The sequence below is a fragment of the Klebsiella sp. BIGb0399 genome (assembly GCF_003752615.1).
Classification (GTDB): domain Bacteria; phylum Pseudomonadota; class Gammaproteobacteria; order Enterobacterales; family Enterobacteriaceae; genus Klebsiella; species Klebsiella lignicola.
Map to the genome: position 1 here is coordinate 63,635 of NZ_RKHT01000012.1, position 25,570 is coordinate 89,204.

Sequence of the window (25,570 nt, forward strand, 5' to 3'; positions counted from 1 at the left end):
TATCCCGGACAGGGTGGTCAGGGCCAGCGCCCGAAAGACAACGCGGACTGCCGTCGCTGACCAGCATTGGACTCACCACCATACCCCTTTGGTATCGACAATATAGCTCTGCGTCACGCTGTCGCCGCTGATGGCTTTAAACTCATTATGGTCCACCAGCATCACCAGCACATCGGCACCGGCTAATGCATCCTCCAGCAAAGCGAGCGAGCACAGGCCATCCAGCTGCTTCGGCAGCTGGTGAATATTGGGTTCAACCACCCAGGTGTCACCGCTGTGCCAGTGGGCAATTTGCTTCGCGATAGCCATCGCCGGGCTTTCACGCAGATCGTCGATGTTGGGCTTAAACGCCAGGCCAAAGCAGGCGATTTTCAGTTCGCTGGCGCGCTTGTTGCTGGCTGCTAGGCAATCCGCGACCTGCGCTTTAACCTGGCTGATAACCCAGTCAGGTTTATGATCGTTGACTTCACGGGCGGTGCGGATGAGTCGCGCCTGCTGCGGGTTTTGCGCCACGATAAACCACGGGTCGACGGCGATACAGTGCCCGCCAACTCCCGGGCCCGGCTGCAGGATATTGACGCGCGGATGGCGGTTCGCCAGGCGAATCAGCTCCCAGACGTTAATCCCCTGATCGGCGCAGATCAGCGACAGTTCGTTGGCAAAGGCAATATTGACGTCGCGGAAGCTGTTTTCGGTCAGCTTACACATCTCGGCGGTGCGGGAGTTGGTCACCACGCATTCGCCTTCAAGGAAGATTTTATACAGTTCGCTGGCGCGCGCAGAACACACCGGTGACATACCGCCGATAACACGGTCGTTTTTGATCAGCTCGACCATCACCTGCCCCGGCAGAACGCGCTCCGGGCAATAGGCAATGTTGACGTCTGCGGCTTCACCGGCCTGCTGCGGGAAACTCAGATCCGGGCGCATTTCAGCCAGCCAGGCGGCCATCTGTTCGGTGGCCCCTACCGGAGAGGTCGACTCCAGAATCACCAGCGCCCCTTTCCGCAGCACCGGCGCAATAGATTTCGCCGCCGACTCCACAAAAACCATATCCGGCTCGTGCTGGTCTTTAAACGGCGTAGGAACTGCAATCAGGTAGGCATCCGCCGCAACCGGCGTGGTCGTGGCGCTTAAATAGCCTTGCTCGACCGCGGTTTTGACGACGCTCGCCAAATCCGGTTCAACGATATGAATCTCCCCACGGTTAATGGTCTCCACGGCATGTTGATTAATATCAACGCCGACCACCCGCTTCTGCCGGGAGGCGAACGCGGCAGCGGTTGGCAAGCCAATGTACCCAAGGCCAATCACTGAAATGGTAGAAAAACTCATAGCGTTACCTGATTATTATTTTTAAGTGCGGACAAAATTCGGTGACATGCCTGACCATCGCCATAAGGATTGTGCGCCCGGCTCATGGCCTGGTATGCGGCATCATCCTTGAGCAGATGCGTGACTTCAGCAACGATGCGCTGACGGTCGGTCCCCACCAGACGCACGGTGCCTGCGGCAACCGCCTCCGGGCGCTCCGTCATGTCGCGCATCACCAGCACCGGTTTCCCCAGAGAGGGTGCTTCTTCCTGAATACCGCCTGAGTCGGTGAGGATCAGCCAGGCGTTATCCATCAGCCAGACAAACGGCAGGTAATCCTGCGGTTCGATCAAAATCACGTTATCAACGTGGCCGAGAATACGGTTTACCGGCTCACTGACGTTCGGGTTCAGGTGCACTGGATAGACAATTTGTACTTCGGGATGGCTGGCGGCAATCTCGGCCAGCGCCTGGCAGATTTGTTCAAACCCGCGGCCGAAGCTCTCCCGACGGTGGCCGGTGACCAGAATCATCTTCTTGCCATTCGCCAGGAAAGGATAACGCTGCATCAGCGTAGTACGCAGCGCTTCATCGCCCAGTGCCCGATCGCGAACCCAGAACAGCGCGTCGATCACCGTATTACCGGTTACCGTGATCTGGCCCGGCGCGATGTTTTCCTTCAGCAGGTTTTCCCGCGAAGTTTCCGTTGGCGCGAAGTGCCAGGTCGCCAGACGCCCGGTCAACGTACGGTTGCCCTCTTCTGGCCAGGGTGAGCTCAGATCGCCGGTACGCAGACCGGCTTCAACATGCCCGACCGGGATCTGCTGGTAAAAAGCGGCCAGGCTCGCGGCCATTGTCGTGGTGGTATCGCCATGCACCAGCACGACATCGGGTTTAAACGACTCCAGAACCGGCTTCAGCCCCTCGAGGATGCGGCAGGTAATTTCAGTCAGGCCCTGGCCTGGCTGCATGATATTGAGGTCATAATCCGGAACAATAGAAAAAAGTTTTAGCACCTGATCGAGCATCTCGCGATGCTGCGCGGTGACGCACACTTTGGCCTCAAAGTGAGGATCCTTTGCCAGTGCGTGAACCAGAGGTGCCATTTTGATGGCTTCGGGTCTTGTGCCAAATACCGTTAGTACTTTCACATCGATTCTCTTCGATTAGGTGATGAAGTCCATTTGCCCTTCATCACTGGACCCGGCGACGCGATAATGCAACGCCTGCACCAATGAGCGCCCCTACGATTCCCCACATCACCATGAGGAATACACGCCGCGGGCTATCACGTTTTACAGGTTCTTCCGGCGTTCGCAAATACCGGTAAGTCTGAAAACGTGGGTCTAAGGTCGGCCCAACGTTGAGCGTATTCAGCATGGCACGACTTTGGTCATAGTCGAGATCGTATTCCGGACCAACCGCCTGCAAATTTTCCAGTCGTGCCTGCAGCATCGGCCTGCCGAGTAAAAACAGTTCGGAATCCGGCAGCTGGTCCGCCGGAATATCCGTTTCGCTACGGGAAATATTGTGCTGCTGTGCGACTTTCAACGCCTCTTCCACGCTGTGGGTGCGGCGGTTGAAAATTTCACGCGCCACTTCTTCCTGGCGTTTCACCTGCGCTTTCATCTGTACGGTACGAGCCGCCCAGGCGCCGCGCAGTTCATCGTTCAGATGCCCTGCGGCACGTTGGCTGGCGAACGCGACATACTGACGCAGCAGATTATTGGCATCCGGCGCGGTTTCCGCCGTCAGCTTCACGCTGTCGTTGACGTTTTTCAACGGATCGCCGGGCATAAACTGAATGTTATTGATCAGCTCATCCAGCAGTGCGGCATCGGCACGGGCATTGCCCGACTGACGCTGCTTGTAGTAATCCGTTTGCAGCCAGAAATCGCGGCGGGTATCCCAGGAGCCCTGCTGCATGATGAACTCTTTGTAGGCCTGATCCATCGCCGAAGGCTGGTCGACCGGTACAAGGTTGGCTTTAATATCCAGATTGCGTAAGAACTGCTGCTGAGAATAGTAGCCACCCAGCATATTGACGGTCGGCCGATCGGTTATCGCCGTTGCGCTCCACTCCTGACGAGCAAAGAAGGCGTAAACCAGAACGATCAGCGCAAATAGCACGGCCATGCCGACTATCCAGATTTTTCCTGCCCATAAGGCGCGAAACAGCCCGCGAATATCCAGCTCATTCTCAACGTTCACTGCTTGTGCTCCCGGTAATGGTTGAGTCATCACGTCCCCAGTTCTACTTGGTTAATTTTGGATTATTGCCGCTGTGCCGCCGAATTCTACGTCTGATGCGCTTAACCAGTCGCGCCACTTTCCATGCGCGTTTGATACAGTAGCCATAAAGGAAAAAGGCCAATAAAAAGAGGATTAACATCACCCATTCAGGAACGATGCGGGTGTATTCCGCCGCTACGCCCACCAGCGCCAGTATTGCCGCTGCCAGAGTAATCAGGACAAACGCCTGCCGGGAAGTAAACCCGGCACGCATGATCAGATGATGAATGTGCTGGCGGTCCGGAGAGAACGGACTCATGCCCTTACGCAGACGGCGATACATAATCGCCACCATATCCATGAGCGGAATCGCAATAATCCACAGCGCGGTCACCGGGCTTATCGGGTGCGTTTTGCCCTGGGTTGTTTCCAGCAGAATCCAGATAATGGTGAAGCCAATCATGGTGCTGCCGGCATCACCCATAAAGACTTTATAACGACGGCCAAGGGCGCCGAGGTTCAGTAAAATATAGGGCAAAATGGCGGCAATCATCGCAAAACACCACATTGCCAGACTGTACTGACCGTCGAACCACAGAATAATACCGGTAGCGGCGAAGGAGACCGATGACAGACCACCGAGCAGGCCGTCGATGCCATCGACCATATTAAAGGCGTTGATCGCCGCCCAAACGGCGAAGAGGGTGAGGAAGAAACCAAACGGGCCAAGGACCAGCTCCCACGAGCCGAAGATAAAGCCCAGGCTACTCAGATGCAGATTTCCTGCCATCATCATCACGACGGCAATGGCGGCCTGGATAACCGCACGAATTTTTACGCTGATATCAAACCGGTCATCCAGCGCCCCCACCAGCACAAGGATCCCGGCACACGCCAGGTATAAGGATGCATGGGGAATGTAATAATCGGCGATAGCAAAGGTAAAACAAATGCCTGCGTAAACTGAGATGCCACCCACTAACGGAACCAAACCCTGGTGCCGTTTTCGATAGTTAGGTTTATCCACTAACCCGACTTTTTTTGCCGCTTTGCGAGCAACAAAAATAAAAAGGGTAGTGAATAAAAAAATACTGATTAATTCAGTAATAGCAGTGAGTAAATTCACAACACATGTGCTCTCAGCATGGTTAATCCGGGAAGTATAACGACGATGTCTCAACTCCTGAAGGGGTAAAGCAGAACATTACAAATTTATTGTATAGATTTTAGTCTGTTAAAGTTGTCTCTGCCTGGAGTGGTACGCTAATCATACGATAATACCAGTTTTATTTTCCCTTCCTGGATCATACAAATCCCAAAAACAAAACGCCACGCGGTTGCGTGGCGTTTTTTTGGCTTTGTTAACTTACGAACGCTTCATCATGTCGAAGAAGTCATCGTTAGTTTTGGTCATCGCCAGCTTATTGATGAGGAACTCCATCGCGTCGATTTCACCCATTGGATGGATGATTTTGCGCAGGATCCACATCTTCTGCAGCTCTTCCTGAGTGGTGAGCAGTTCTTCTTTACGGGTACCGGAACGGTTGTAGTCGATAGCCGGGAAGACGCGTTTTTCAGCAATCTTACGAGAGAGGTGCAGCTCCATGTTACCGGTGCCTTTAAACTCTTCGTAGATAACTTCGTCCATTTTGGAACCGGTATCGATCAGGGCCGTCGCGATGATGGTCAGGCTACCGCCCTCTTCAACGTTACGTGCGGCGCCGAAGAAACGCTTCGGACGGTGCAGGGCGTTAGCGTCCACACCACCGGTCAGCACTTTACCTGATGCCGGGACCACGGTGTTGTACGCACGGGCCAGACGGGTAATGGAGTCGAGCAGAATGATTACGTCTTTCTTATGCTCAACCAGGCGTTTCGCCTTCTCGATAACCATCTCAGCAACCTGAACGTGGCGAGATGCTGGTTCGTCAAAGGTCGAAGCAACGACTTCACCTTTAACCAGACGCTGCATCTCGGTCACTTCTTCCGGACGTTCGTCGATCAGCAGCACCATCAGCACACAGTCAGGGTGGTTGTACGCGATGCTCTGCGCGATGTTCTGCAGCAGCATGGTTTTACCCGCTTTCGGCGGCGCGACAATCAGACCACGCTGGCCACGACCGATCGGCGAGGCCAGATCCAGTACGCGAGCGGTTAAGTCTTCAGTAGAACCGTTACCACGTTCCATACGCAGGCGAGAGTTGGCATGCAGCGGCGTTAAGTTCTCGAACAGGATCTTATTGCGCGCATTTTCCGGCTTGTCGTAGTTAACTTCGTTAACTTTCAACAGTGCAAAGTAACGCTCACCCTCTTTAGGAGGACGAATCTTACCGGAAATGGTGTCACCAGTGCGGAGGTTGAAACGGCGGATTTGGCTAGGGGATACGTAGATGTCGTCGGGACCGGCGAGGTAGGAGCTGTCTGCGGAGCGGAGGAAACCAAATCCATCCTGCAGTATCTCCAGTACGCCATCGCCAAAGATATCTTCGCCACTCTTCGAATGCTGCTTGAGGATGGCAAAAATAATATCCTGCTTACGCATACGGGCCAGGTTTTCCAGCCCCATATTTTCGCCGAGAGTAATCAGCTCAGAAACCGGCGTATTCTTTAATTCGGTAAGATTCATAATGGTGTGGGTTCTTAAACTCGGGGTAGAACTCGAACTTAATGTTGTGAATGGTATGGCAGGAACTTCCATGCCTGTTAACGGCCTTCATCTCGTGCCTGTACGTTGCCTGGTCACAGGAAAGAACGCAGAGCTGGAACGACAAACGGAAAGAGTGATAAGCCCGGAATTTGTAGCTTCTCGCGCATTGCTGCGGGACGCTTTGGGTAAAACAAGATTCAAACAATAAAGGTATGTTTAAAACGAAGTCTGAAGTTAACTTAGCACGACTCTAGCCGGGCGTCCAGAGTTCCGCTAAAAATAGGGCCCCGGACGCCGGAATGGCAAACCGCTTACGCCAGGTTGGCGTCGAGGAAATCTTTCAGTTGGCCTTTAGACAGTGCGCCAACCTTGGTTGCCGCGACTTCGCCGTTCTTAAACAGCAGCAGGGTTGGGATGCCGCGAATGCCATATTTTGGCGCCGTACCCGGGTTCTGATCGATGTTCAGTTTAGCAATGGTCAGTTTGCCCTGATACTCTTCAGCGATCTCATCCAGAATCGGGGCGATCATTTTGCACGGACCGCACCACTCTGCCCAGAAATCGACGAGGGTTAGCCCGTCAGCCTTGAGTACGTCCGTGTCAAAACTGTCGTCAGTCAGGTGAATAATTTTATCGCTCATATTTAACTCCACAGGAATAAGCCTGGTGTGTTGGTGTCGCAGACATCAACGACGTGCCGATGCTACGTTATACACGTTAATCTTCAGGATGCCTCTTTATACTGACATCTGTGCGACCCGGTCCCTCATGGACTTCGTCTCGCAGACGCCAAAACAAACCGTCATCAACCCGTTTCGGGTAGATTAATCCTCCTCGGCTCGCTGAGTAGTCTAAGCTTTCGAGGATTCATTCGGTTGCCGCAGATGCAGCCTAAGTCATTTCGCGTATAGCCAACGAAAGGTTGACGTTATTTCAACGGATACGCTTTCTTAATGCAATAGTAAGCTGATATTCTACCACACTATGAGCAAAACACATTTAACAGAACAGAAGTTTTCCGACTTCGCCCTGCACCCGGCAGTGATTGAAGCCCTTGAAAAGAAAGGCTTTCATAATTGTACGCCCATTCAGGCTCTCGCGCTTCCACTGACACTGGAAGGTCGTGATGTCGCCGGGCAGGCGCAAACCGGTACCGGAAAAACAATGGCGTTCCTGACGTCAACGTTTCATTATCTTCTCACTCACCCGGCTAAAGAAGACCGCCAGGTCAACCAACCGCGCGCGCTGATCATGGCACCGACGCGTGAGCTGGCGGTACAGATTCACGCTGACGCAGAACCTCTGGCGCAGGCGACAGGCCTGAAGCTGGGTCTGGCGTATGGCGGCGACGGCTACGATAAGCAGCTGAAAGTCCTGGAAAGCGGCGTTGACATTCTGATCGGCACGACCGGTCGTCTGATCGATTACGCAAAACAGAATCACATTAACCTTGGTGCGATTCAGGTCGTCGTACTGGATGAAGCCGATCGCATGTACGATCTCGGCTTTATTAAAGATATCCGTTGGTTGTTCCGTCGCATGCCGCCAACCAACCAGCGTCTGAACATGCTGTTCTCCGCTACCCTTTCTTACCGTGTCCGCGAACTGGCGTTCGAGCAGATGAACAACGCCGAGTATGTTGAAGTCGAGCCGGAACAGAAAACGGGTCACCGTATTAAAGAAGAGCTGTTCTATCCTTCCAACGAAGAAAAAATGCGTCTGCTGCAGACGTTGCTGGAAGAAGAGTGGCCGGACCGCGCGATTATTTTCGCTAACACCAAACATCGTTGCGAAGATATCTGGGGTCATCTGGCCGCGGACGGTCATCGCGTTGGCCTGTTAACCGGCGACGTCGCACAGAAAAAACGCCTGCGTATTCTTGAAGATTTTACACGTGGCGATATCGACATTCTGGTGGCGACAGACGTTGCTGCACGTGGTCTGCATATCCCGGCCGTTACGCACGTCTTTAACTTTGACCTGCCGGACGACTGCGAAGATTACGTTCACCGTATCGGCCGTACCGGTCGCGCGGGCGCCAGCGGTCACTCCATCAGCCTGGCCTGTGAAGAGTACGCGTTGAACCTACCGGCGATTGAGACCTACACCGGTCATTCCATTCCGGTCAGCAAGTACAACCCGGACGCACTCATGACCGACTTGCCTAAGCCGCTGCGCCTGTCGCGCCCACGCACAGGTAATGGCCCGCGTCGCAATGGTCCGCCTCGTAACCGTCGTCGTTCAGGTTAAAGATTTATGCCATACACAAAATCCTTCAGGATGCATCAAGGCGGCAAGAGAGTGAATCCCGATGCGCTTACACCGGTAAGTGATTCGGGCGCGAGAACGCCGTCAACACAGAGGCAACTTGAAGGATGAAGTGTATGAGTTCCACCTCGCTTTATGCAGCTATCGATCTTGGTTCCAATAGCTTTCATATGTTGGTTGTACGCGAGGTGGCCGGGAGCATCCAGACGCTCAGCCGCATCAAGCGCAAAGTGCGTCTGGCCGCTGGCCTGAACAGTGATAATGCGCTCTCCGCAGACGCGATGGAGCGTGGATGGCAGTGCCTGCGACTGTTTGCCGAGCGCCTGCAGGATATCCCCCCGGTTCAAATTCGCGTGGTGGCAACCGCCACGTTACGCCTGGCCGTCAACGCCGATGAATTTTTAGCAAAGGCGCGGGAAATCCTCGGCTGTCCGGTGCAGGTGATCAGCGGCGAAGAAGAAGCGCGTCTGATCTATCAAGGCGTGGCGCATACCACCGGCGGTGAAGATCGCCGACTGGTGGTCGATATCGGCGGTGCCAGTACCGAACTGGTGACCGGCACAGGCGCCCAGACCACGTCGCTCTTTAGCCTGTCGATGGGGTGCGTGACCTGGCTGGAACGCTACTTCGCCGATCGTAACCTGACGAAAGAAAACTTCGAACTCGCAGAAGATGCCGCACGCGAAGTTCTGCGCCCGATTACCGACACCCTGAACTACCACGGCTGGAAGGTGTGCGTTGGCGCATCCGGCACCGTGCAGGCGCTGCAGGAAATCATGATGGCGCAGGGAATGGATGAGCGCATCACCTTAGCCAAACTGCAGCAGCTCAAACAGCGGGCGATCCAGTGCGGACGTCTGGAAGAGCTGGAAATCGAAGGCTTAACCTTAGAGCGTGCGCTGGTTTTCCCAAGCGGCCTGGCCATTCTTATTGCCATCTTCAGCGAACTGAATATTCAGTGCATGACCCTCGCGGGCGGCGCACTGCGTGAAGGGCTGGTCTACGGCATGCTGCATCTGTCCGTCGATCAGGATATCCGCAGCCGTACGCTGCGCAATATTCAGCGCCGCTTTATGATCGATACCGAGCAGGCGCAGCGAGTGAGCCATCTCGCGGCCCATCTGGTGAATCAACTGGACGACAGCTGGGAGCTGGAATCATTGAGCCGCGAGCTGCTGGCCAGCGCCTGCGCGCTACATGAAATCGGCCTGAGCGTGGATTTTAAACGCGCGCCGCAGCATGCCGCCTATCTGGTGAGCAACCTTGATCTGCCCGGCTTCACTCCGGCACAAAAAAAGCTGCTCGCCACGTTATTGCTCAATCAAACCAACGCCATCGACCTCTCTTCTCTCCACCAGCAGAATGCGGTGAAGCCGCGAGTGGCAGAGCATTTATGCCGCTTGCTGCGTCTGGCGATCCTGTTTGCCAGCCGCCGTCGCGACGATCTTCTGCCCGCCATTGGGCTGACGGTCGACGGCGAGAAACTGATGCTGACGCTGCCGGACGAATGGCTGGAAAGCCATCCGCTGGGTCGGGAGATGGTGGAGCAAGAGTGCCAGTGGCAAAGCTATGTCCACTGGCCGCTGGAAGTAGCTTAATTCCGCCCGCTCCTGAGGCGGCGGCAACGCTAAAATGTCCCCGGTGCGCGTCACCGGGAACGCCCTGCCGGTTACTTACCTTTCGCTTTTGCCAGCATGGCCCGAATATTGGCGACGTTGGCCTGTCCTTTATGCATCCGCTCTTCCGGGGTGATGACTTTGCGCTCCTGCTCCCAGATCAGATCATCCTGCGGTAGCTCCAGCAAAAAACGACTTGGCTCCGGGCGCACCAGCTCTCCGTACTGGCGACGCTCTTTGCACAGCGTAAACGTCAGTTCTTTCTGCGCGCGGGTGATCCCCACGTAGGCCAGCCGACGCTCTTCATCAACGTTATCTTCATCGATGCTGCTCTGATGGGGAAGCAATCCCTCTTCCATGCCTACCAGGTATACATAGGGAAATTCCAGCCCCTTCGAGGCATGCAGGGTCATCAGCTGCACCTGATCCGACTCTTCATCTGACTCGCCGCGCTCCATCATATCGCGCAGCGTGAAGCGGGTGACCACCTGAGTGAGGGTCATTGGCTCGTCGATTTCGCTGCCTTCCAGCATCTCGGTCATCCAGCTAAACAGCTGGTTGACGTTTTTCATGCGCATCTCTGCGGCTTTCGGGCTCGGGGAGGTCTCATACAGCCAGGACTCATAATCCACCCCGCGGATCAGATCGCGCACCGCCACGATCGGCTCACTTTCTGCCAGACGCTGAATCTCGCCCAGCCACTGCGTAAAGCCGGTGAGCGCATCGTATCCGCGACCGGTGAGCGTCTGGGTGAGGCCCATGTCGAAACTGGCGGTGAACAAACTCTTATTGCGGGTCATCGCCCATTCGCCCAGTTTTTGCAGCGTTGCCGGGCCGATTTCGCGCTTCGGCGTGTTGACGATGCGCAGGAAGGCACTGTCATCATCAGGGTTGGTCAGCACCCGCAGATAGGCCAGCAGATCTTTGATCTCCGGTCGGGAGAAGAACGACGTGCCGCCCGAGATTTTGTACGGGATGCGGTTCTGCATCAGCATCTTTTCAAAGACCCGCGCCTGATGGTTACCGCGGTAGAGGATTGCGTAATCTTTGTATTGCGTCTTATTGATAAAGTGATGGGCAATCAACTCCCCGGTCACCCGCTCCGCTTCATGCTCTTCATGGTTCGCCGAGAGGACTTTCAGCTCTGTGCCATACCCCAGTTCGGAAAACAGGCGCTTTTCGAAGACATGCGGGTTGTTGGCGATCAGGATGTTGGCCGCTTTCAGTATGCGCCCGGAAGAACGGTAGTTCTGTTCTAGCTTAATCACCTGCAGGGCCGGGAAGTCCTGACTCAGCAGCACCAGGTTCTGCGGCCGCGCGCCACGCCAGGAATAGATAGACTGGTCATCATCGCCCACCACGGTAAACCGCGCGCGCTGCCCGACCAGCAGCTTCACCATCTCGTACTGGCTGGTGTTGGTATCCTGATACTCATCTACCAGCAGATAGCGGATCTTGTTCTGCCAGCGTTCGCGCACCTCTTCGTTACGCTGCAACAGTAAGGTCGGCAGCAGGATCAGATCGTCAAAATCCAGCACGTTGCAGGCTTTCATATGCGCGTGATACAGCCCGTAGCAGTGGGCAAAGATCCGATCCCGTTCGCCCTTCGCATTTGCGGCGGCCTGCGCCGGCGTTTGCAGATCGTTTTTCCAGTTCGAGATCGTCGAGATCAGCTGCTGCAGCACCACTTTATCGTCTTCGATCAGCCCCTCGGTCAGCTCTTTGAGCAGGGCGACCTGGTCGGTATCATCGAACAGCGAAAAGTTAGATTTCATCCCCAGCGCGGCGTACTCACGCTTAATAATATCCAGCCCCAAGGTATGGAAGGTGGAGATCATCAAACCACGCGCTTCTTTGCGTCCCAGCGTTTGCCCGACACGCTCTTTCATTTCGCGTGCCGCTTTGTTCGTGAAGGTCACCGCCGCAATATGGCGTGCCTGATAGCCGCAGCCGCGGATCAGGTGCGCAATTTTATTGGTGATAACGCGGGTCTTACCGGAACCGGCGCCCGCCAGCACCAGGCACGGTCCAGTGACGAATTCGACGGCTTGTTGTTGGCCAGGGTTTAAACGCATGGGAATCTTGCTCAATCTTCGAACGGGGTGTGGATTGTAGCAGAAAGCCGGGAGGAGATTTACCGGCTAATGGTAAAGTGGTCGCAACACCGATAATCCTGAGAGCAAAACGATGGCAAAGAGCGCAGCAGCCCTGCATATCCTGGTAAAAGAAGAAAAGCTGGCCCAAGAGATCCTCGCCAAACTGGAACGCGGCGTGAGCTTTGATCATCTGGCAAAACGCTATTCAAAATGTCCGTCAGGCCGCAATGGCGGCGATCTTGGTGAGTTTAACCGGGGCGTTATGGTTGGCCCGTTTGACAGCGCCGTCTTCAGTTGCCCGCTGCTCAAACCCTTCGGACCGGTAAAAACTAAGTTCGGCTACCACATCATTAAGGTGCTGTATCGCCGCTAGCGCATGCTAATATTGCCGTCTGATTCATAGCAACTTATCAAGGCACGATCATGGCAAAAACAGCGGCAGCAATGCACATTCTGGTGAAAGAAGAGAAACTGGCCCTCGACCTGCTGGAGCAGATCAAAAACGGCGCCGATTTCGAGAAGCTGGCGAAAAAACACTCTACCTGCCCGTCAGGTAAAAAAGGCGGCCATTTAGGTGAATTCCGTCAGGGCCAGATGGTTCCGGCGTTTGATAAAGTGGTCTTCTCCTGCCCTGAGCTGGAGCCAACCGGCCCGCTGCACACCCAGTTTGGCTATCACATCATCAAAGTCCTGTACCGCAAGTAATAACGACCGAACCACTCTGCCTGAGAGCGGTTCACGATGATTGATGCAAAAACAAAAAACCCGGCAGTGCTGACGCATGCCGGGTTTTCGTTTATTGACGTCTCGTATTCAGAGCAGAGCGTTAGCCCGCAACAGCAATACGTTTCATGTCAGTCATGTAGCCGCGCAGTTTGTGGCCGACGGATTCGATCGGGTGGTTACGAATCGCGTCGTTCACGTCACGCAGCTGGGCGTTATCTACCGCGCCTTCCGCGATCGCTTTGCCGAGGTCACCGGTCTGCAGAGTGGTCATGAACTCTTTCAGCAGCGGTACGCAAGCGTAAGAGAACAGGTAGTTACCGTATTCTGCGGTGTCGGAGATAACCACGTTCATTTCATACAGACGCTTACGCGCGATGGTGTTGGCAATCAGCGGCAGCTCGTGCAGTGATTCGTAGTAAGCGGACTCTTCAATGATGCCGGAATCAACCATGGTTTCGAACGCCAGCTCAACGCCCGCTTTCACCATAGCGATCATCAGAACGCCTTTATCGAAGTACTCCTGCTCGCCGATTTTACCTTCGAACTGTGGAGCGGTTTCGAACGCGGTTGCACCGGTCTCTTCACGCCAGGTCAGCAGTTTCTTATCGTCGTTAGCCCAGTCAGCCATCATGCCGGAAGAGAATTCACCGGAGATGATGTCATCCATGTGTTTCTGGAACAGCGGCGCCATGATCTCTTTCAGCTGCTCGGACAGCGCATAAGCACGCAGTTTCGCCGGGTTGGACAGGCGATCCATCATCAGGGTGATACCGCCCTGCTTCAGCGCTTCGGTGATGGTTTCCCAGCCGAACTGAATCAGTTTTTCTGCGTAAGCCGGGTCGGTGCCTTCAGCCACCAGCTTGTCGAAGCACAGCAGAGAACCGGCCTGCAGCATACCGCACAGGATAGTCTGCTCGCCCATCAGGTCAGATTTTACTTCCGCAACGAAGGAGGACTCCAGTACGCCGGCACGGTGACCACCGGTCGCCGCAGCCCAGGCTTTAGCGATAGCCATGCCTTCGCCTTTCGGGTCGTTTTCCGGGTGAACAGCGATCAGCGTCGGTACACCGAAACCGCGTTTGTACTCTTCACGCACTTCGGTACCCGGGCACTTCGGCGCGACCATCACGACGGTGATGTCTTTACGGATCTGCTCGCCCACTTCCACGATGTTGAAACCGTGAGAGTAGCCCAGCGCAGCGCCATCTTTCATCAGCGGCTGTACAGAACGCACAACGTCAGAGTGCTGTTTGTCCGGCGTCAGGTTAACAACCAGATCAGCCTGCGGGATCAGGTCTTCATAAGTCCCGACGGTAAAACCGTTTTCGGTCGCTTTGCGCCAGGAAGCACGTTTTTCAGCGATGGCTTCTTTACGCAGTGCGTAGGAGATATCCAGGCCAGAGTCACGCATGTTCAGACCCTGGTTCAGACCCTGGGCGCCGCAGCCGACGATGACCACTTTTTTACCCTGAAGGTAGCTGGCGCCATCGGCGAATTCGTCGCGAGCCATAAAACGACATTTACCCAGCTGTGCCAGCTGCTGGCGCAGGTTCAGTGTATTAAAGTAGTTAGCCATGGTGATACTCCGTGATGTTGTACGTCTTATTGTTCGGTTCGCTTGCCGTATTGTGGCAATTGAGAATGAACCCACTATATGACAGGAAATTCATTGCGGAAATTGATATATTCACAACGTCACATTGCAATATCTGCAATGTAAAATCGTGGAGTGCGGCCAGTGGATTTACGCGATCTGAAAACCTTCCTGCATCTGGCGGAAAGCCGCCATTTTGGCCGCAGCGCGCGGGCGATGCACGTCAGTCCCTCGACCCTGTCCCGGCAAATCCAGCGCCTGGAAGAAGACCTTGGCCAGGCGCTGTTTGTCCGCGATAACCGCACGGTCACGCTCACCGAAGCGGGCGAAGAGCTGAGAACGTTTGCCCAGCAAACGCTGTTGCAGTATCAACAATTGCGCCACACCATCGATCAGCAGGGGCCGTCGCTGTCCGGCGAGCTGCATATTTTCTGCTCCGTCACCGCCGCCTACAGCCATCTACCGCCGATTCTCGACCGCTTTCGCGCCGAGCACCCTTCGGTAGAAATTAAGCTCACCACCGGCGATGCCGCCGACGCCATGGAAAAAGTGGTGACGGGCGAAGCTGACCTCGCGATCGCCGGTAAGCCGGAGACGTTGCCGGGCGCAGTGGCGTTTTCAATGCTGGAGAATCTGGCGGTGGTGCTGATAGCCCCGGCCTTGCCTTGCCCGGTACGTAGCCAGATTTCGGTGGAGAACCCCGACTGGTCAACGGTGCCATTTATCATGGCCGATCAGGGCCCGGTGCGTCGGCGTATCGAACTGTGGTTCCGGCGGCAAAAAATCAGCAACCCGTCAATTTATGCCACCGTGGGTGGCCATGAGGCGATGGTCTCGATGGTCGCACTCGGCTGCGGCGTAGCCCTGATTCCCGAAGTGGTGCTGGAGAACAGCCCGGAACCGGTACGCAATCGCGTAATGATTTTAGAGCGCAGCGATGAAAAAACGCCATTTGAGCTGGGCGTGTGTGCGCAAAAAAAGCGGCTGTATGAGCCGCTTATTGATGCTTTCTGGTCTTTGTTGCCTAACCACTAACCCGCAAGAAAGAAGCGAAATGCCGGGTTATGCGTTTCATCGTGGCAGTCATAGCCCAGCTCATGCAGTCGGGTTTCAAAATCTGGCTCATGATCGCCAAGCTCAAAACCGGCCAGCACGCGACCATAGTCGGTCCCATGGCTGCGGTAGTGGAACAGAGAGATGTTCCAGTGGGTGCCTAACGTATGCAGGAACTTAAGCAGCGCCCCTGGCGACTCAGGGAATTCGAAGCTAAACAGCCGCTCCTGCAGCGGTTTTGACGGCCGCCCGCCGACCATGTAGCGCACATGCAGCTTCGCCATTTCGTCATCGGAAAGATCGACCACGCTATAGCCGCCTTCCCGCAGCAGATCCAGAATCTCTTTGCGCTCTTCCAGGCCTCGGCTCAAACGGACACCGACGAAGATACAGGCGTCCTGAGCATCAGCGAAACGGTAGTTGAACTCGGTGACTGAACGCCCGCCCAGCAGCTGGCAAAACTTCAGGAAGCTGCCTTTCTCTTCCGGGATGGTGACCGCCAGCAGCGCTTCGCGTTGTTCACCCAGCTCGCAGCGTTCGGAAACGTAGCGCAGGCCGTGGAAGTTAACGTTAGCGCCGGACAGCACGTGTGCCAGCCGTTCGCCGCGAATATCATGCTGAGCGATATATTTCTTCATCCCCGCCAGCGCCAGCGCGCCAGAAGGTTCTGCTACCGCACGGACATCTTCGAACAAGTCTTTCATCGCCGCGCAAATCGCATCGCTGTCGACGGTGATGATATCGTCGAGATACTCCTGACAAACCCGGAAGGTCTCGTCACCGATGCGTTTCACCGCCACCCCTTCGGCAAACAGCCCGACGCGCGGCAGGTCCACCGGATGTCCGGCTTCCAGCGCGGCTTTCAGGCAGGCAGAGTCTTCCGCTTCTACCGCAATCACCTTGATCTGCGGCATCAGCTGCTTGATCAGAACCGCAACGCCCGCGGCAAGACCGCCGCCGCCGACCGGAACAAAAACGCGGTCCAGATGGGCATCCTGCTGCAGCAGTTCCAGCGCCATCGTGCCCTGTCCGGCAATCACCATCGGATGGTCAAAGGGCGGCACCCAGGTGAAGTTCTGCTGTTGCGCCAGCTCAATGGCTTTTGCTTTCGCTTCGTCAAAATTGGCACCGTGTAGCAGGACTTCGCCACCAAAGTTACGCACCGCGTCGACTTTGATATCCGCCGTCGCAACCGGCATCACGATCAGCGCCTTCACGCCAAGGCGCGAGGCGGAGAAAGCCACGCCCTGAGCGTGGTTACCTGCGGAAGCGGTGATCACGCCCTGCGCTTTCTGCGCTTCCGTCAGCCCCGCCATCATCGCGTAGGCCCCGCGCAGCTTGAAGCTATGCACCGGCTGGCGATCTTCTCGCTTCACCAGGATCACGTTATCAAGACGCGAAGAGAGCTTTTCCATTTTCTGCAGCGGCGTAATCTGCGCCGCTTCATAGACCGGTGCCCGTAGCACCGCCCTGAGATATTCCGCCCCCTCAGGGGCGGCAGACAGGGGTTGTGACTCGGCCATGATTAACCCCCAAGTTTGGATTTATCGCGTACCGCGCCCTTATCGGCGCTGGTTGCCAGGCTGGCATAGGCGCGGAGTGCAAAAGAGACCTGACGTTCACGGGATTTCGGCGTCCACGCCCGATCGCCACGAGCCTCTTGCGCTTCGCGACGTGCGGCAATCTCGGCATCGCTCAACTGCAGTTGAATCCCACGGTTCGGAATATCAATGGCAATCATATCGCCATCTTCGATAATCGCGATATTGCCGCCGCTGGCCGCTTCCGGTGAAACGTGACCAATCGACAGGCCTGATGTGCCGCCTGAGAAACGTCCGTCGGTGATCAGCGCACAGGCTTTGCCCAGCCCCATGGATTTCAGGAAGGTTGTCGGGTAGAGCATCTCTTGCATCCCCGGACCACCCTTCGGCCCTTCGTAGCGAATAACCACGACGTCGCCCGCCACCACTTTGCCACCGAGGATCGCCTCAACGGCATCGTCCTGGCTTTCGTAGACTTTGGCAGGCCCGGTGAATTTCAGGATGCTGTCATCCACGCCGGCCGTTTTCACGATACAGCCATTTTCTGCAAAGTTGCCGTACAGTACCGCCAGGCCGCCATCTTTGCTGTAAGCATGTTCCAGCGAGCGGATGCAGCCTTCAGCGCGATCGTCATCCAGGGTATCCCAGCGACAGTCCTGCGAGAACGCCTGGGTCGTACGAATACCTGCCGGGCCAGCGCGGAACATTTTTTTCACCGCGTCATCTTTGGTCAGCATGACATCGTATTGATCGAGCGTTTGCGGCAGGGTCAGGCCTAAAACGTTTTTCACGTCGCGGTTCAACAGTCCGGCGCGATCCAGTTCGCCGAGGATCCCCAGCACGCCGCCCGCACGGTGAACGTCTTCCATATGGTATTTCTGCGTGCTCGGCGCCACTTTACACAGCTGCGGTACCTTGCGTGAAAGCTTGTCGATATCACTCATCGTGAAGTCGATTTCCGCTTCCTGCGCGGCTGCCAGCAGGTGCAGTACGGTATTGGTGGAACCGCCCATGGCGATATCCAGCGTCATGGCATTTTCAAACGCCGCTTTACAGGCGACATTACGCGGCAGCGCGGATGCGTCATCCTGCTCGTAGTAGCGTTTGGTCAGCTCAACGATACGTTGCCCCGCGTTAAGGAACAGTTGCTTGCGGTCGGCGTGCGTTGCCAGCAAGGAGCCGTTACCCGGCTGCGACAGACCCAGTGCTTCGGTCAGGCAGTTCATCGAGTTGGCGGTGAACATCCCGGAGCAGGAGCCGCAAGTCGGACAGGCAGAACGTTCAACCTGTTCACTCTGTTCGTCGGAAACTTTCGGGTCAGCTCCCTGAATCATTGCATCAACCAGATCGAGCTTGATGATCTTGTCAGACAGCTTGGTTTTCCCGGCTTCCATTGGGCCGCCGGAGACGAAAATAACCGGAATATTGAGGCGCAGGGAAGCCATCAGCATCCCCGGGGTGATTTTGTCGCAGTTGGAGATACAGACCATGGCATCAGCACAGTGCGCGTTGACCATGTACTCAACCGAGTCGGCAATCAGTTCACGGGATGGCAGTGAATAAAGCATACCTCCATGGCCCATGGCGATCCCATCATCCACTGCGATGGTGTTGAATTCTTTCGCAACGCCGCCTGAGGCTTCAATCTGCTCTGCAACCAGCTTACCCAGATCGCGCAGGTGTACGTGACCCGGAACAAACTGGGTAAAGGAGTTAACGACGGCGATAATCGGCTTACCGAAATCGGCGTCAGTCATCCCGGTTGCGCGCCACAGCGCGCGGGCACCCGCCATATTACGGCCATGAGTGGTGGTGGCGGAACGGTACTTAGGCATGCTTTAGTTACTCCCAGTTTCTGTGAAATGGGGCGCTGCGTGTCGCCCCATCTTTTAATGCTTAGTGGTTAACCTGATCCAACCAGCCCCATTTATCCTCGGTTTCACCGGTGAAGAGGCCAAAGAATGCTTGCTGAATACGTTTGGTCACCGGGCCGCAGCGGCCTTCGCCAACCTGGATACCATCAACGCTACGCACCGGCGTAATTTCTGCCGCCGTGCCCGACATGAAGACTTCATCCGCCAGATACAGCGATTCGCGGGACAGCACCTGCTCGCGGACTTCGATATCCAGGTCTTTCGCCAGTTTGATAATAGCGTCACGGGTAATGCCCGGCAGTGCGGAAGAGGTGAACGGAGGCGTGAACAGAATGCCGTCTTTCACTTCAAACAGGTTTTCACCCGCGCCTTCGGAGATATAGCCGTTCACATCGAGGGCGATCCCTTCCTGATAGCCATGACGACGGGCTTCACTGCCAACCAGCAGCGAGGACAAATAGTTACCGCCGGCTTTCGCGGCAGTAGGGATGGTGTTTGGCGCGACACGGTTCCAGGAAGAAACCATCGCATCGATCCCCTGATCCAGCGCTTCAGCGCCAAGATAAGCTCCCCACGGGAACGCCGCGATGATCACGTCAGTGCTGTATCCCGCCGGCGGGTTCACGCCCATGCCCACATCGCCAACAAAGATCAGCGGGCGGATGTAAGCGCTGGTCAGGCCGTTTTTACGGATCACTTCACGGCAGGCTTCCATCAGCTCATCAACGCTTTGAGAGACCGGGAAACGGTAAATTTTGGCTGAATCATGCAGACGCTGCATATGTTCGCGATGGCGGAACACCACTGGCCCTTTGTGCGAGTCGTAGCAACGGATGCCTTCGAATACAGAAGTACCGTAGTGAAGCGCATGGGACATCACATGAACCTTGGCTTCGCCCCACGGAACCATCTCGCCATTGAACCAAATGTAATCAGCTTTTTTCGTCGTCATTTTTCTTCCCTTGCGCTTAGGCGCGGATTTGTTGTGATGTTGGTTGCTGGATCTCGACACAGGCGACGTCGACCAGCTTACTTAATTGACTAAACAGTAATTCGACGGGACGCTGGCTGGCAACGGTCAATTCGATATTTATGTTGCTGGCGTCTGCGGCGGTTTCCATATTCATGGAGCAAACCTGAAAACCGCGGTGGCGTACCACGCGCAGCACGCGTTCTAAGGTTTCCGGGTTAAAGCGAGCCTGTAAAGCGACCTGATGTTGCATCATGATAATTTCTCCAGCATTTCTGCATTACTGGCACCGGGCGGTACCAACGGCCAGACATTCTCAAGTTCATCAATTGAGACATGAAGCAGGTATGGCCCCTGGCTCGAAAGCATGGTGTCGAGAGCCGCTTCAACCTGGTCTTTACGGGTGATGTGCTGGCCTGGAATGCCAAAGGCGCTGGCCAGCGTGACGAAATCGGGGTTATCGGTCAGAGTCGTTTCGCTATAGCGCTCTTCGAAGAACAGCTGCTGCCACTGGCGAACCATCCCTAAGCGCTGGTTATCCAGCAACAGAATTTTCAACGGCAGCTGTTTGCGCTTCACGGTGCCCAGCTCCTGAACGTTCATCATGAAGGAGCCGTCACCAGAGACGCAGATAACCGTATCGTTCGGCCGCGCAACCTGTGCCCCTACCGCAGCCGGCAGGCCGAAGCCCATCGTGCCTAAGCCACTGGAGGTGATAAAGTTCTCCGGGCGGGTGTAGGTCATGTGCTGCGCTGACCACATCTGATGCTGACCGACGTCGGTGGTTACCACGCTGTCGGCCGGTTTGCGATCGGACAGCTGCTTGAGCAGCAGCGGCGCGTAAATACCGTCGCCAGGATGATCGTAGCGCCATGCGTGTTCGGCACACAGGTCCTGGTTGTACTGACGCCAGGCATCAATCGCCAACGGCCGTTGTAACGCCGGCAGCAGCGTATTCAGATCGCCCGTTACGGCGACATGAGCCTGACGCAGCTTGTTCAGTTCCGCCGGATCGATATCCAGATGGATAACTTTCGCATGCGGCGCGAAGGTGTTCAGCTTCCCGGTCACGCGATCGTCAAACCGCGCCCCGACGGCGATGAGCAGGTCGCACTCCTGTACCGCCAGATTGGCCGCTTTAGTCCCGTGCATCCCCAGCATTCCCAGGTAGTACGGATACTCCGCATCAACGGCGCCCAGGCCTTTCAGCGTGCAGGTTACCGGCAGTTGCGTGACGCCGATAAAGTCGCGCAGAGCGGGAACCGCCTGTGCCATACCGACGCCGCCGCCGACGTACAGCATCGGTTTTTGCGCGGTTGCCAGCATTTGCAGAGCCTGTTCGACTTCGGCATGAGGGAAGGCGATATCATCATCGACGGTGGAGAACCACGGGTCGAGTTCGCCTTTTGCCAGCTGGATATCTTTTGGGATATCAACCAGAACCGGGCCAGGACGGCCTGAGTTGGCGACCTGGAAAGCCTCGGCGATCACTCGCGGCAGCTCCTCCAGAGACTGCACCAGGAAACTATGTTTGGTACAGGCCAGTGACAGTCCCAGAACATCCACTTCCTGGAAAGCGTCCGTGCCGATAAACGGCGCGGCGACCTGGCCGGTGATGGCAACAACGGGGATAGAGTCCAGCAACGCGTCCGCCAGACCGGTAATCAGGTTCGTCGCACCCGGACCTGAAGTTGCGATGCAGACGCCGGTTTTACCGGTGGCACGGGCATAACCAATCGCCGCCATGGCTGCGCCTTGTTCATGCCGGCACAACAGGTGTTCCACGCCGCCGTCATACAATGCATCGTAAACCGGCATAATTGCGCCACCTGGATAGCCAAAAACTGTGTCGACTCCCTGTGTTCGCAAAGCATGTACTACCCACTGTGCCCCGTTCATAGTTAGTTCCCCGTCATAGATCGGGAGAAACAGAATTTTATGCTGTTAGTCATTGTCTGCTCCTCACTCATCATTTTTAAGTTATAAAAAAACCCCCGGACCTTTCGGTGCGGGGGTCTTAGTTCGTTAAGGCTTGATTACTAAGCCTTTCCTCGTCCAAGTGCAGCCCCGCACGGTGGGATAATAATCACCACCACGCTAATCACGACCAGGCTAATCACTCGTAGAAGGGCTGTCATTTTCTGTTCTTTCTGGCTTCTTGTTCGAAGGAATACCTAAAGAGTTATCACAGTCATCGCATCAAACACAAGATTTTTTTATATCTCACTTTCTGATCATGCTAACAATTTTAGGTAAAACAATTGTTTTTAATAAGAAAAGTATAAAGTGAAAAAAATTCAATTTATTGCCATTTTTTATGACGACGCGATGATTCCTCTCTGAAGAGTCCACCACCATGATGTTCGACCGCGAAGCGCATTCCATATTGAATGAAATGTAACGATATCCGGCAAATTCGCTGGAATACGTCGCCTAAAACACGCTTATTGCAGGTTACCAACGCTTTTTCACCCGACATAATACCGGCACTCAGGAGGCATTATGTCACTCGCGATCGTTTACACACGGGCTGCTTTCGGTATCAGCGCCCCGCTTATTACTATCGAAATACATATCAGTAATGGGCTTCCCGGGTTGACCATGGTGGGTCTTCCTGAAACCACGGTGAAAGAGGCGCGGGACCGGGTACGCAGCGCGATCATTAACAGTGGCTATACGTTCCCGGCCAAAAAGGTCACCATTAACCTGGCTCCGGCCGATCTGCCAAAAGAAGGTGGTCGGTACGATCTGCCTATCGCTCTCGCGCTTCTGGTGGCATCGGAGCAGCTTAATACTACCAGGCTGAATCAATACGAGTTTATCGGTGAACTCGCGCTTACAGGGGCGCTACGTGGCGTTCCTGGCGCTATCTCCAGCGCAATGGAGGCGATAAAGGCTGGACGGCAGATTATCGTCGCCGAGGACAACGCTACTGAGGTGGGGCTCATTGAAGGTGGCGAATGCCTTGTCGCCAGGCATCTACAGGAGGTATGCGCTTTCCTGGAAGGCCAGCACACGTTGTCCTGCCCTCTCCCTGAGGCAGAACGCCCTCCACAGGGCCTTCCTGACCTGAGTGATGTCATTGGGCAACAGCAGGGGAAACGCGCGCTGGAAATTGTCGCCGCGGGTGGGCATAACCTGCTGTTGATCGGTCCTCCGGGAACAGGAAAAACTATGCTCGCCGGCCGGCTGCCGGGTATCCTGCCACCATTAAGCAATCAGGAGGCATTAGAAAGCGCCGCGATCCTGAGCCTGTTCAGCTCTCAACGCGCGACGAAACAGTGGCGCCAACGGCCGTTTCGCAGCCCGCATCATAGTGCCTCACTCACGGCAATGGTGGGAGGCGGCTCAATCCCCATTCCAGGTGAGATCTCTCTGGCCCATAATGGGGTGTTATTTCTGGATGAACTCCCGGAGTTTGAACGTAGAGTACTCGATGCGCTGCGCGAGCCGATTGAGTCAGGAAAGATACATATTTCACGGACCCGGGCGAAAATTGACTATCCGGCGCATTTCCAGCTTATTGCCGCGATGAACCCCAGCCCCACCGGGCACTATCAGGGCCACCATAATCGGGCTTCTCCCGAACAAACCTTACGTTATCTGGGGCGTCTGTCAGGACCGTTCCTGGACCGCTTCGATCTGTCGCTGGAAATCCCTCTGCCACCACCCGGCGTACTCAGCCAGGAAGGTGCTGTGTCAGAAGATAGCGCCAGCGTGCGCAAGCGAGTGCTGGCGGCACGTGAAAAGCAGCTCTCCCGGCAGGAGAAACTGAATGCCGATCTGGAAAATAGCGAAATGAAAATCTGGTGCCCACTCCACCACCAGGACGCAATATGGCTGGAGCAGGTATTAACACAGCTGGGACTCTCTATCCGCGCCTGGCAGCGCTTACTTAAAGTTGCCCGGACAATCGCCGACACCGGTGATGAACCTCGTATCGAGCGCTGTCATCTTCAGGAGGCCCTTAGCTATCGGGCAATAGAACGGATGCTGACTCATTTGCAGAAACTGATGACATAAAAAAAGGGCTTTCGCCCTTTTTTCTTAATCGTCGCTTTCGGTGTAATCTTCAGCGCCTTCAACCTGCGGCTTACCGCCGGACAGGGTATGGAAACGCTTAGGCCGCTTAATGCGTGCCATATACTTAATCCAGACGCGCTCCATTTCCGTTACTGGCTCACGCTCACCTCGGCATACCGAAACAAACTGTTTTTCATCTTCGGTGACAGGTTCGCGTTTACCCAGTTCCAGTTCGTTAAGAGCATAACCATGCTGTTCCAGCAGTTGTGCCTCTTTGATGGTGAAATCACCATGACGGGAGAACCCGCGCGGATAATGTTTATTATCGAAAAAACGATTAGTCGTCATAAAGCTTTCCGCCATCCTACACGCTCCTGATTCTTTGGCCGAGCTATTTATGGCGCGGAGTATTAGTTACGCTTGACAGAGTGTAAAACAAAAGATTTAAATCATTACGACAAATAATTTTGCGGAGAAGAGTGTGGATACGGAATTGCTCAAAACTTTCCTTGAGGTGAGTAGAACTCGCCACTTTGGGCGAGCAGCGGAGGCGCTTTATCTGACGCAGTCAGCGGTCAGCTTTCGTATTCGCCAGCTGGAAAACCAGCTTGGCGTTAACCTTTTTACCCGTCATCGCAACAACATCCGTCTGACGTCTGCCGGAGAAAAACTGCTTCCTTACGCCGAAACACTGATGAATACCTGGCAGGCGGCGCGAAAAGAGGTTGCGAACGCTTCCCGGCATAATGAATTCTCGATTGGCGGTAGCGCATCCTTATGGGAATGCATGCTTAACGGATGGCTGGGGAAACTCTACAAAGAGCCCCATAACCTGCAGTTTGAGGCGCGGATTGCGCAGCGGCAATCGCTGGTTAAACAATTACATGAACGGCAACTTGATCTGCTGATCACGACAGAATCGCCGAAAATGGACGAATTAAGCAGCCAGTTGCTCGGTAATTTTACCCTGGCACTCTACTGCGCCTCGCCGTTTAAAAATAAGAGTGAATTGAATTATTTGCGCCTGGAATGGGGTCCGGACTTTCAACAAAATGAGGTCGGACTGATTGGTAGCGATGACGTTCCGCTGCTGACCACCAGTTCCGCCGAGTTGGCCTATCAGCAACTGGCGACGCTAAATGGTTGTACATGGTTACCTACGCGCTGGGTGAAGGATAAAAGCGGGCTACATACGGTGACGGATAGCACAACGCTGTCGCGTCCTCTGTACGCTATCTGGTTACAGAATAGCGATAAGCAGGCGCAGATCCGCGAGATACTCAAAACCAGCATACTGGATTAACTAAAAACACGCCTCCAGGGACGGAGGATGTGGAGGAAATTTCTGGAAGGGAAACGGCAGGCAAAAAAAAATCCTTTGCCTAAGCAAAGGATTATATATGGCAGGGGCGGAGAGACTCGAACTCGCGACACCCGGTTTTGGAGACCGGTGCTCTACCAACTGAGCTACGCCCCTAAATTTGCTACTATTAAGCCTGCTAATGTAGCAGGCTTAATTTTAATAAGTGGCGGAACGGACGGGACTCGAACCCGCGACCCCCTGCGTGACAGGCAGGTATTCTAACCGACTGAACTACCGCTCCACCGAATTTCTT

General features: G+C 55.1%; 23 protein-coding genes and 2 tRNA genes. 7 read left to right on the forward strand and 18 right to left on the reverse strand.

The window, feature by feature from the left end; translation table 11 throughout:
- Positions 1 to 72: 72 nt before the first annotated feature.
- The 6 genes from wecC to trxA form a co-directional block, all read right to left on the reverse strand.
- On the reverse strand, positions 73 to 1,335 hold the full coding sequence (wecC, locus tag EDF82_RS24815) for a UDP-N-acetyl-D-mannosamine dehydrogenase (RefSeq protein ID WP_123758125.1): 1,263 nt from the start codon (positions 1,333 to 1,335) through the stop codon (positions 73 to 75).
- Entirely contained in the window at positions 1,332 to 2,465 is a 1,134-nt protein-coding gene (gene wecB, locus EDF82_RS24820; protein WP_123758126.1) for a non-hydrolyzing UDP-N-acetylglucosamine 2-epimerase, read from the reverse strand. The genes wecC and wecB overlap by 4 nt, the downstream gene beginning before the upstream one ends.
- Positions 2,466 to 2,508: 43 nt before the next feature.
- Positions 2,509 to 3,555 (reverse strand): ECA polysaccharide chain length modulation protein, encoded by a 1,047-nt coding sequence (wzzE, locus tag EDF82_RS24825; protein WP_123758127.1) that lies wholly within the window; start codon positions 3,553 to 3,555, stop codon positions 2,509 to 2,511.
- A gap of 13 nt (positions 3,556 to 3,568) precedes the next feature.
- Positions 3,569 to 4,672 carry a UDP-N-acetylglucosamine--undecaprenyl-phosphate N-acetylglucosaminephosphotransferase gene (wecA, locus tag EDF82_RS24830; protein WP_123758128.1) on the reverse strand — a complete coding sequence of 368 codons (1,104 nt, stop codon included), beginning with the start codon at positions 4,670 to 4,672 and terminating at the stop codon, positions 3,569 to 3,571.
- 240 nt (positions 4,673 to 4,912) lie between these two features.
- On the reverse strand, positions 4,913 to 6,172 hold the full coding sequence (gene rho, locus EDF82_RS24835; RefSeq protein ID WP_002883293.1) for a transcription termination factor Rho: 1,260 nt from the start codon (positions 6,170 to 6,172) through the stop codon (positions 4,913 to 4,915).
- Between the two features lie 332 nt (positions 6,173 to 6,504).
- Positions 6,505 to 6,834: a thioredoxin TrxA gene (trxA, locus tag EDF82_RS24840; protein WP_123758129.1), complete on the reverse strand. Its 330-nt coding sequence runs from the start codon at positions 6,832 to 6,834 to the stop codon at positions 6,505 to 6,507.
- Between the two features lie 343 nt (positions 6,835 to 7,177).
- On the opposite strand from trxA, the gene rhlB reads away from it, so the two are divergent.
- Both rhlB and gppA read left to right on the forward strand, forming a co-directional pair.
- Positions 7,178 to 8,443: an ATP-dependent RNA helicase RhlB gene (gene rhlB / locus EDF82_RS24845; RefSeq protein ID WP_123758130.1), complete on the forward strand. Its 1,266-nt coding sequence runs from the start codon at positions 7,178 to 7,180 to the stop codon at positions 8,441 to 8,443.
- 125 nt (positions 8,444 to 8,568) lie between these two features.
- The gene (gene gppA / locus EDF82_RS24850; RefSeq protein WP_187042259.1) at positions 8,569 to 10,059 is read left to right on the forward strand and encodes a guanosine-5'-triphosphate,3'-diphosphate diphosphatase; all 1,491 of its coding nucleotides are present in this window, start codon (positions 8,569 to 8,571) and stop codon (positions 10,057 to 10,059) included.
- A 71-nt stretch (positions 10,060 to 10,130) separates the two neighbouring features.
- Here gppA and rep read toward each other — a convergent pair whose 3' ends face one another.
- A complete protein-coding gene (rep, locus tag EDF82_RS24855) occupies positions 10,131 to 12,152 on the reverse strand; it encodes a DNA helicase Rep (RefSeq protein ID WP_123758132.1) in 2,022 nt (673 codons plus the stop codon).
- Between the two features lie 112 nt (positions 12,153 to 12,264).
- On the opposite strand from rep, the gene ppiC (EDF82_RS24860) reads away from it, so the two are divergent.
- Both ppiC (EDF82_RS24860) and ppiC (EDF82_RS24865) read left to right on the forward strand, forming a co-directional pair.
- Complete coding sequence (gene ppiC / locus EDF82_RS24860) at positions 12,265 to 12,546, forward strand: peptidylprolyl isomerase PpiC (RefSeq protein ID WP_123758133.1); 282 nt, start codon at positions 12,265 to 12,267, stop codon at positions 12,544 to 12,546.
- A 50-nt stretch (positions 12,547 to 12,596) separates the two neighbouring features.
- Positions 12,597 to 12,878, forward strand: coding sequence for a peptidylprolyl isomerase PpiC (gene ppiC / locus EDF82_RS24865; RefSeq protein ID WP_123758134.1), 282 nt, complete (start codon positions 12,597 to 12,599; stop codon positions 12,876 to 12,878).
- A 121-nt stretch (positions 12,879 to 12,999) separates the two neighbouring features.
- On the opposite strand, the gene ilvC is transcribed toward ppiC (EDF82_RS24865), so the two are convergent.
- The gene (gene ilvC / locus EDF82_RS24870; RefSeq protein WP_123758135.1) at positions 13,000 to 14,475 is read right to left on the reverse strand and encodes a ketol-acid reductoisomerase; all 1,476 of its coding nucleotides are present in this window, start codon (positions 14,473 to 14,475) and stop codon (positions 13,000 to 13,002) included.
- A 162-nt stretch (positions 14,476 to 14,637) separates the two neighbouring features.
- Between ilvC and ilvY the strand changes: the two genes are divergently transcribed.
- Positions 14,638 to 15,528, forward strand: a complete 891-nt coding sequence (ilvY, locus tag EDF82_RS24875) for an HTH-type transcriptional activator IlvY (RefSeq protein ID WP_123758136.1) — start codon at positions 14,638 to 14,640, stop codon at positions 15,526 to 15,528.
- Here ilvY and ilvA read toward each other — a convergent pair.
- The 7 genes from ilvA to ilvL all read right to left on the reverse strand — a co-directional run bounded on the left by ilvA (position 15,525) and on the right by ilvL (position 22,069).
- A complete protein-coding gene (ilvA, locus tag EDF82_RS24880; RefSeq protein WP_123758137.1) occupies positions 15,525 to 17,069 on the reverse strand; it encodes a threonine ammonia-lyase, biosynthetic in 1,545 nt (514 codons plus the stop codon). The genes ilvY and ilvA overlap by 4 nt on opposite strands.
- A 2-nt stretch (positions 17,070 to 17,071) precedes the next feature.
- Positions 17,072 to 18,922, reverse strand: a complete 1,851-nt coding sequence (gene ilvD / locus EDF82_RS24885; protein WP_123758138.1) for a dihydroxy-acid dehydratase — start codon at positions 18,920 to 18,922, stop codon at positions 17,072 to 17,074.
- Between the two features lie 61 nt (positions 18,923 to 18,983).
- Positions 18,984 to 19,913, reverse strand: a complete 930-nt coding sequence (locus EDF82_RS24890; RefSeq protein WP_123758139.1) for a branched-chain amino acid transaminase — start codon at positions 19,911 to 19,913, stop codon at positions 18,984 to 18,986.
- A 16-nt stretch (positions 19,914 to 19,929) separates the two neighbouring features.
- Positions 19,930 to 20,187: an acetolactate synthase 2 small subunit gene (gene ilvM, locus EDF82_RS24895; protein ID WP_123758140.1), complete on the reverse strand. Its 258-nt coding sequence runs from the start codon at positions 20,185 to 20,187 to the stop codon at positions 19,930 to 19,932.
- Complete coding sequence (ilvG, locus tag EDF82_RS24900; protein WP_123758141.1) at positions 20,184 to 21,830, reverse strand: acetolactate synthase 2 catalytic subunit; 1,647 nt, start codon at positions 21,828 to 21,830, stop codon at positions 20,184 to 20,186. Before ilvG ends, ilvM begins: the two co-directional genes overlap by 4 nt.
- A 2-nt stretch (positions 21,831 to 21,832) precedes the next feature.
- Complete coding sequence (gene ilvX / locus EDF82_RS25710; protein ID WP_217426897.1) at positions 21,833 to 21,904, reverse strand: peptide IlvX; 72 nt, start codon at positions 21,902 to 21,904, stop codon at positions 21,833 to 21,835.
- A 66-nt stretch (positions 21,905 to 21,970) separates the two neighbouring features.
- Complete coding sequence (gene ilvL, locus EDF82_RS24905; RefSeq protein WP_001311244.1) at positions 21,971 to 22,069, reverse strand: ilv operon leader peptide; 99 nt, start codon at positions 22,067 to 22,069, stop codon at positions 21,971 to 21,973.
- 364 nt (positions 22,070 to 22,433) lie between these two features.
- On the opposite strand from ilvL, the gene EDF82_RS24910 reads away from it, so the two are divergent.
- Entirely contained in the window at positions 22,434 to 23,954 is a 1,521-nt protein-coding gene (locus tag EDF82_RS24910) for a YifB family Mg chelatase-like AAA ATPase (protein ID WP_123758142.1), read from the forward strand.
- Positions 23,955 to 23,978: 24 nt separating this feature from the next.
- Here the strand turns inward: EDF82_RS24910 and EDF82_RS24915 are convergent, their stop codons facing one another.
- Complete coding sequence (locus EDF82_RS24915; RefSeq protein WP_123758143.1) at positions 23,979 to 24,317, reverse strand: DUF413 domain-containing protein; 339 nt, start codon at positions 24,315 to 24,317, stop codon at positions 23,979 to 23,981.
- A gap of 118 nt (positions 24,318 to 24,435) precedes the next feature.
- Between EDF82_RS24915 and hdfR the strand changes: the two genes are divergently transcribed.
- Positions 24,436 to 25,257 (forward strand): HTH-type transcriptional regulator HdfR, encoded by an 822-nt coding sequence (hdfR, locus tag EDF82_RS24920; protein ID WP_123758144.1) that lies wholly within the window; start codon positions 24,436 to 24,438, stop codon positions 25,255 to 25,257.
- Positions 25,258 to 25,355: 98 nt separating this feature from the next.
- On the opposite strand, the gene EDF82_RS24925 is transcribed toward hdfR, so the two are convergent.
- Together EDF82_RS24925 and EDF82_RS24930 are read right to left on the reverse strand one after the other, a co-directional pair.
- A tRNA-Trp gene (locus tag EDF82_RS24925) sits at positions 25,356 to 25,431 on the reverse strand.
- Positions 25,432 to 25,481: 50 nt separating this feature from the next.
- Positions 25,482 to 25,558: transfer RNA gene (locus EDF82_RS24930), tRNA-Asp, on the reverse strand.
- Positions 25,559 to 25,570: the final 12 nt, after the last annotated feature.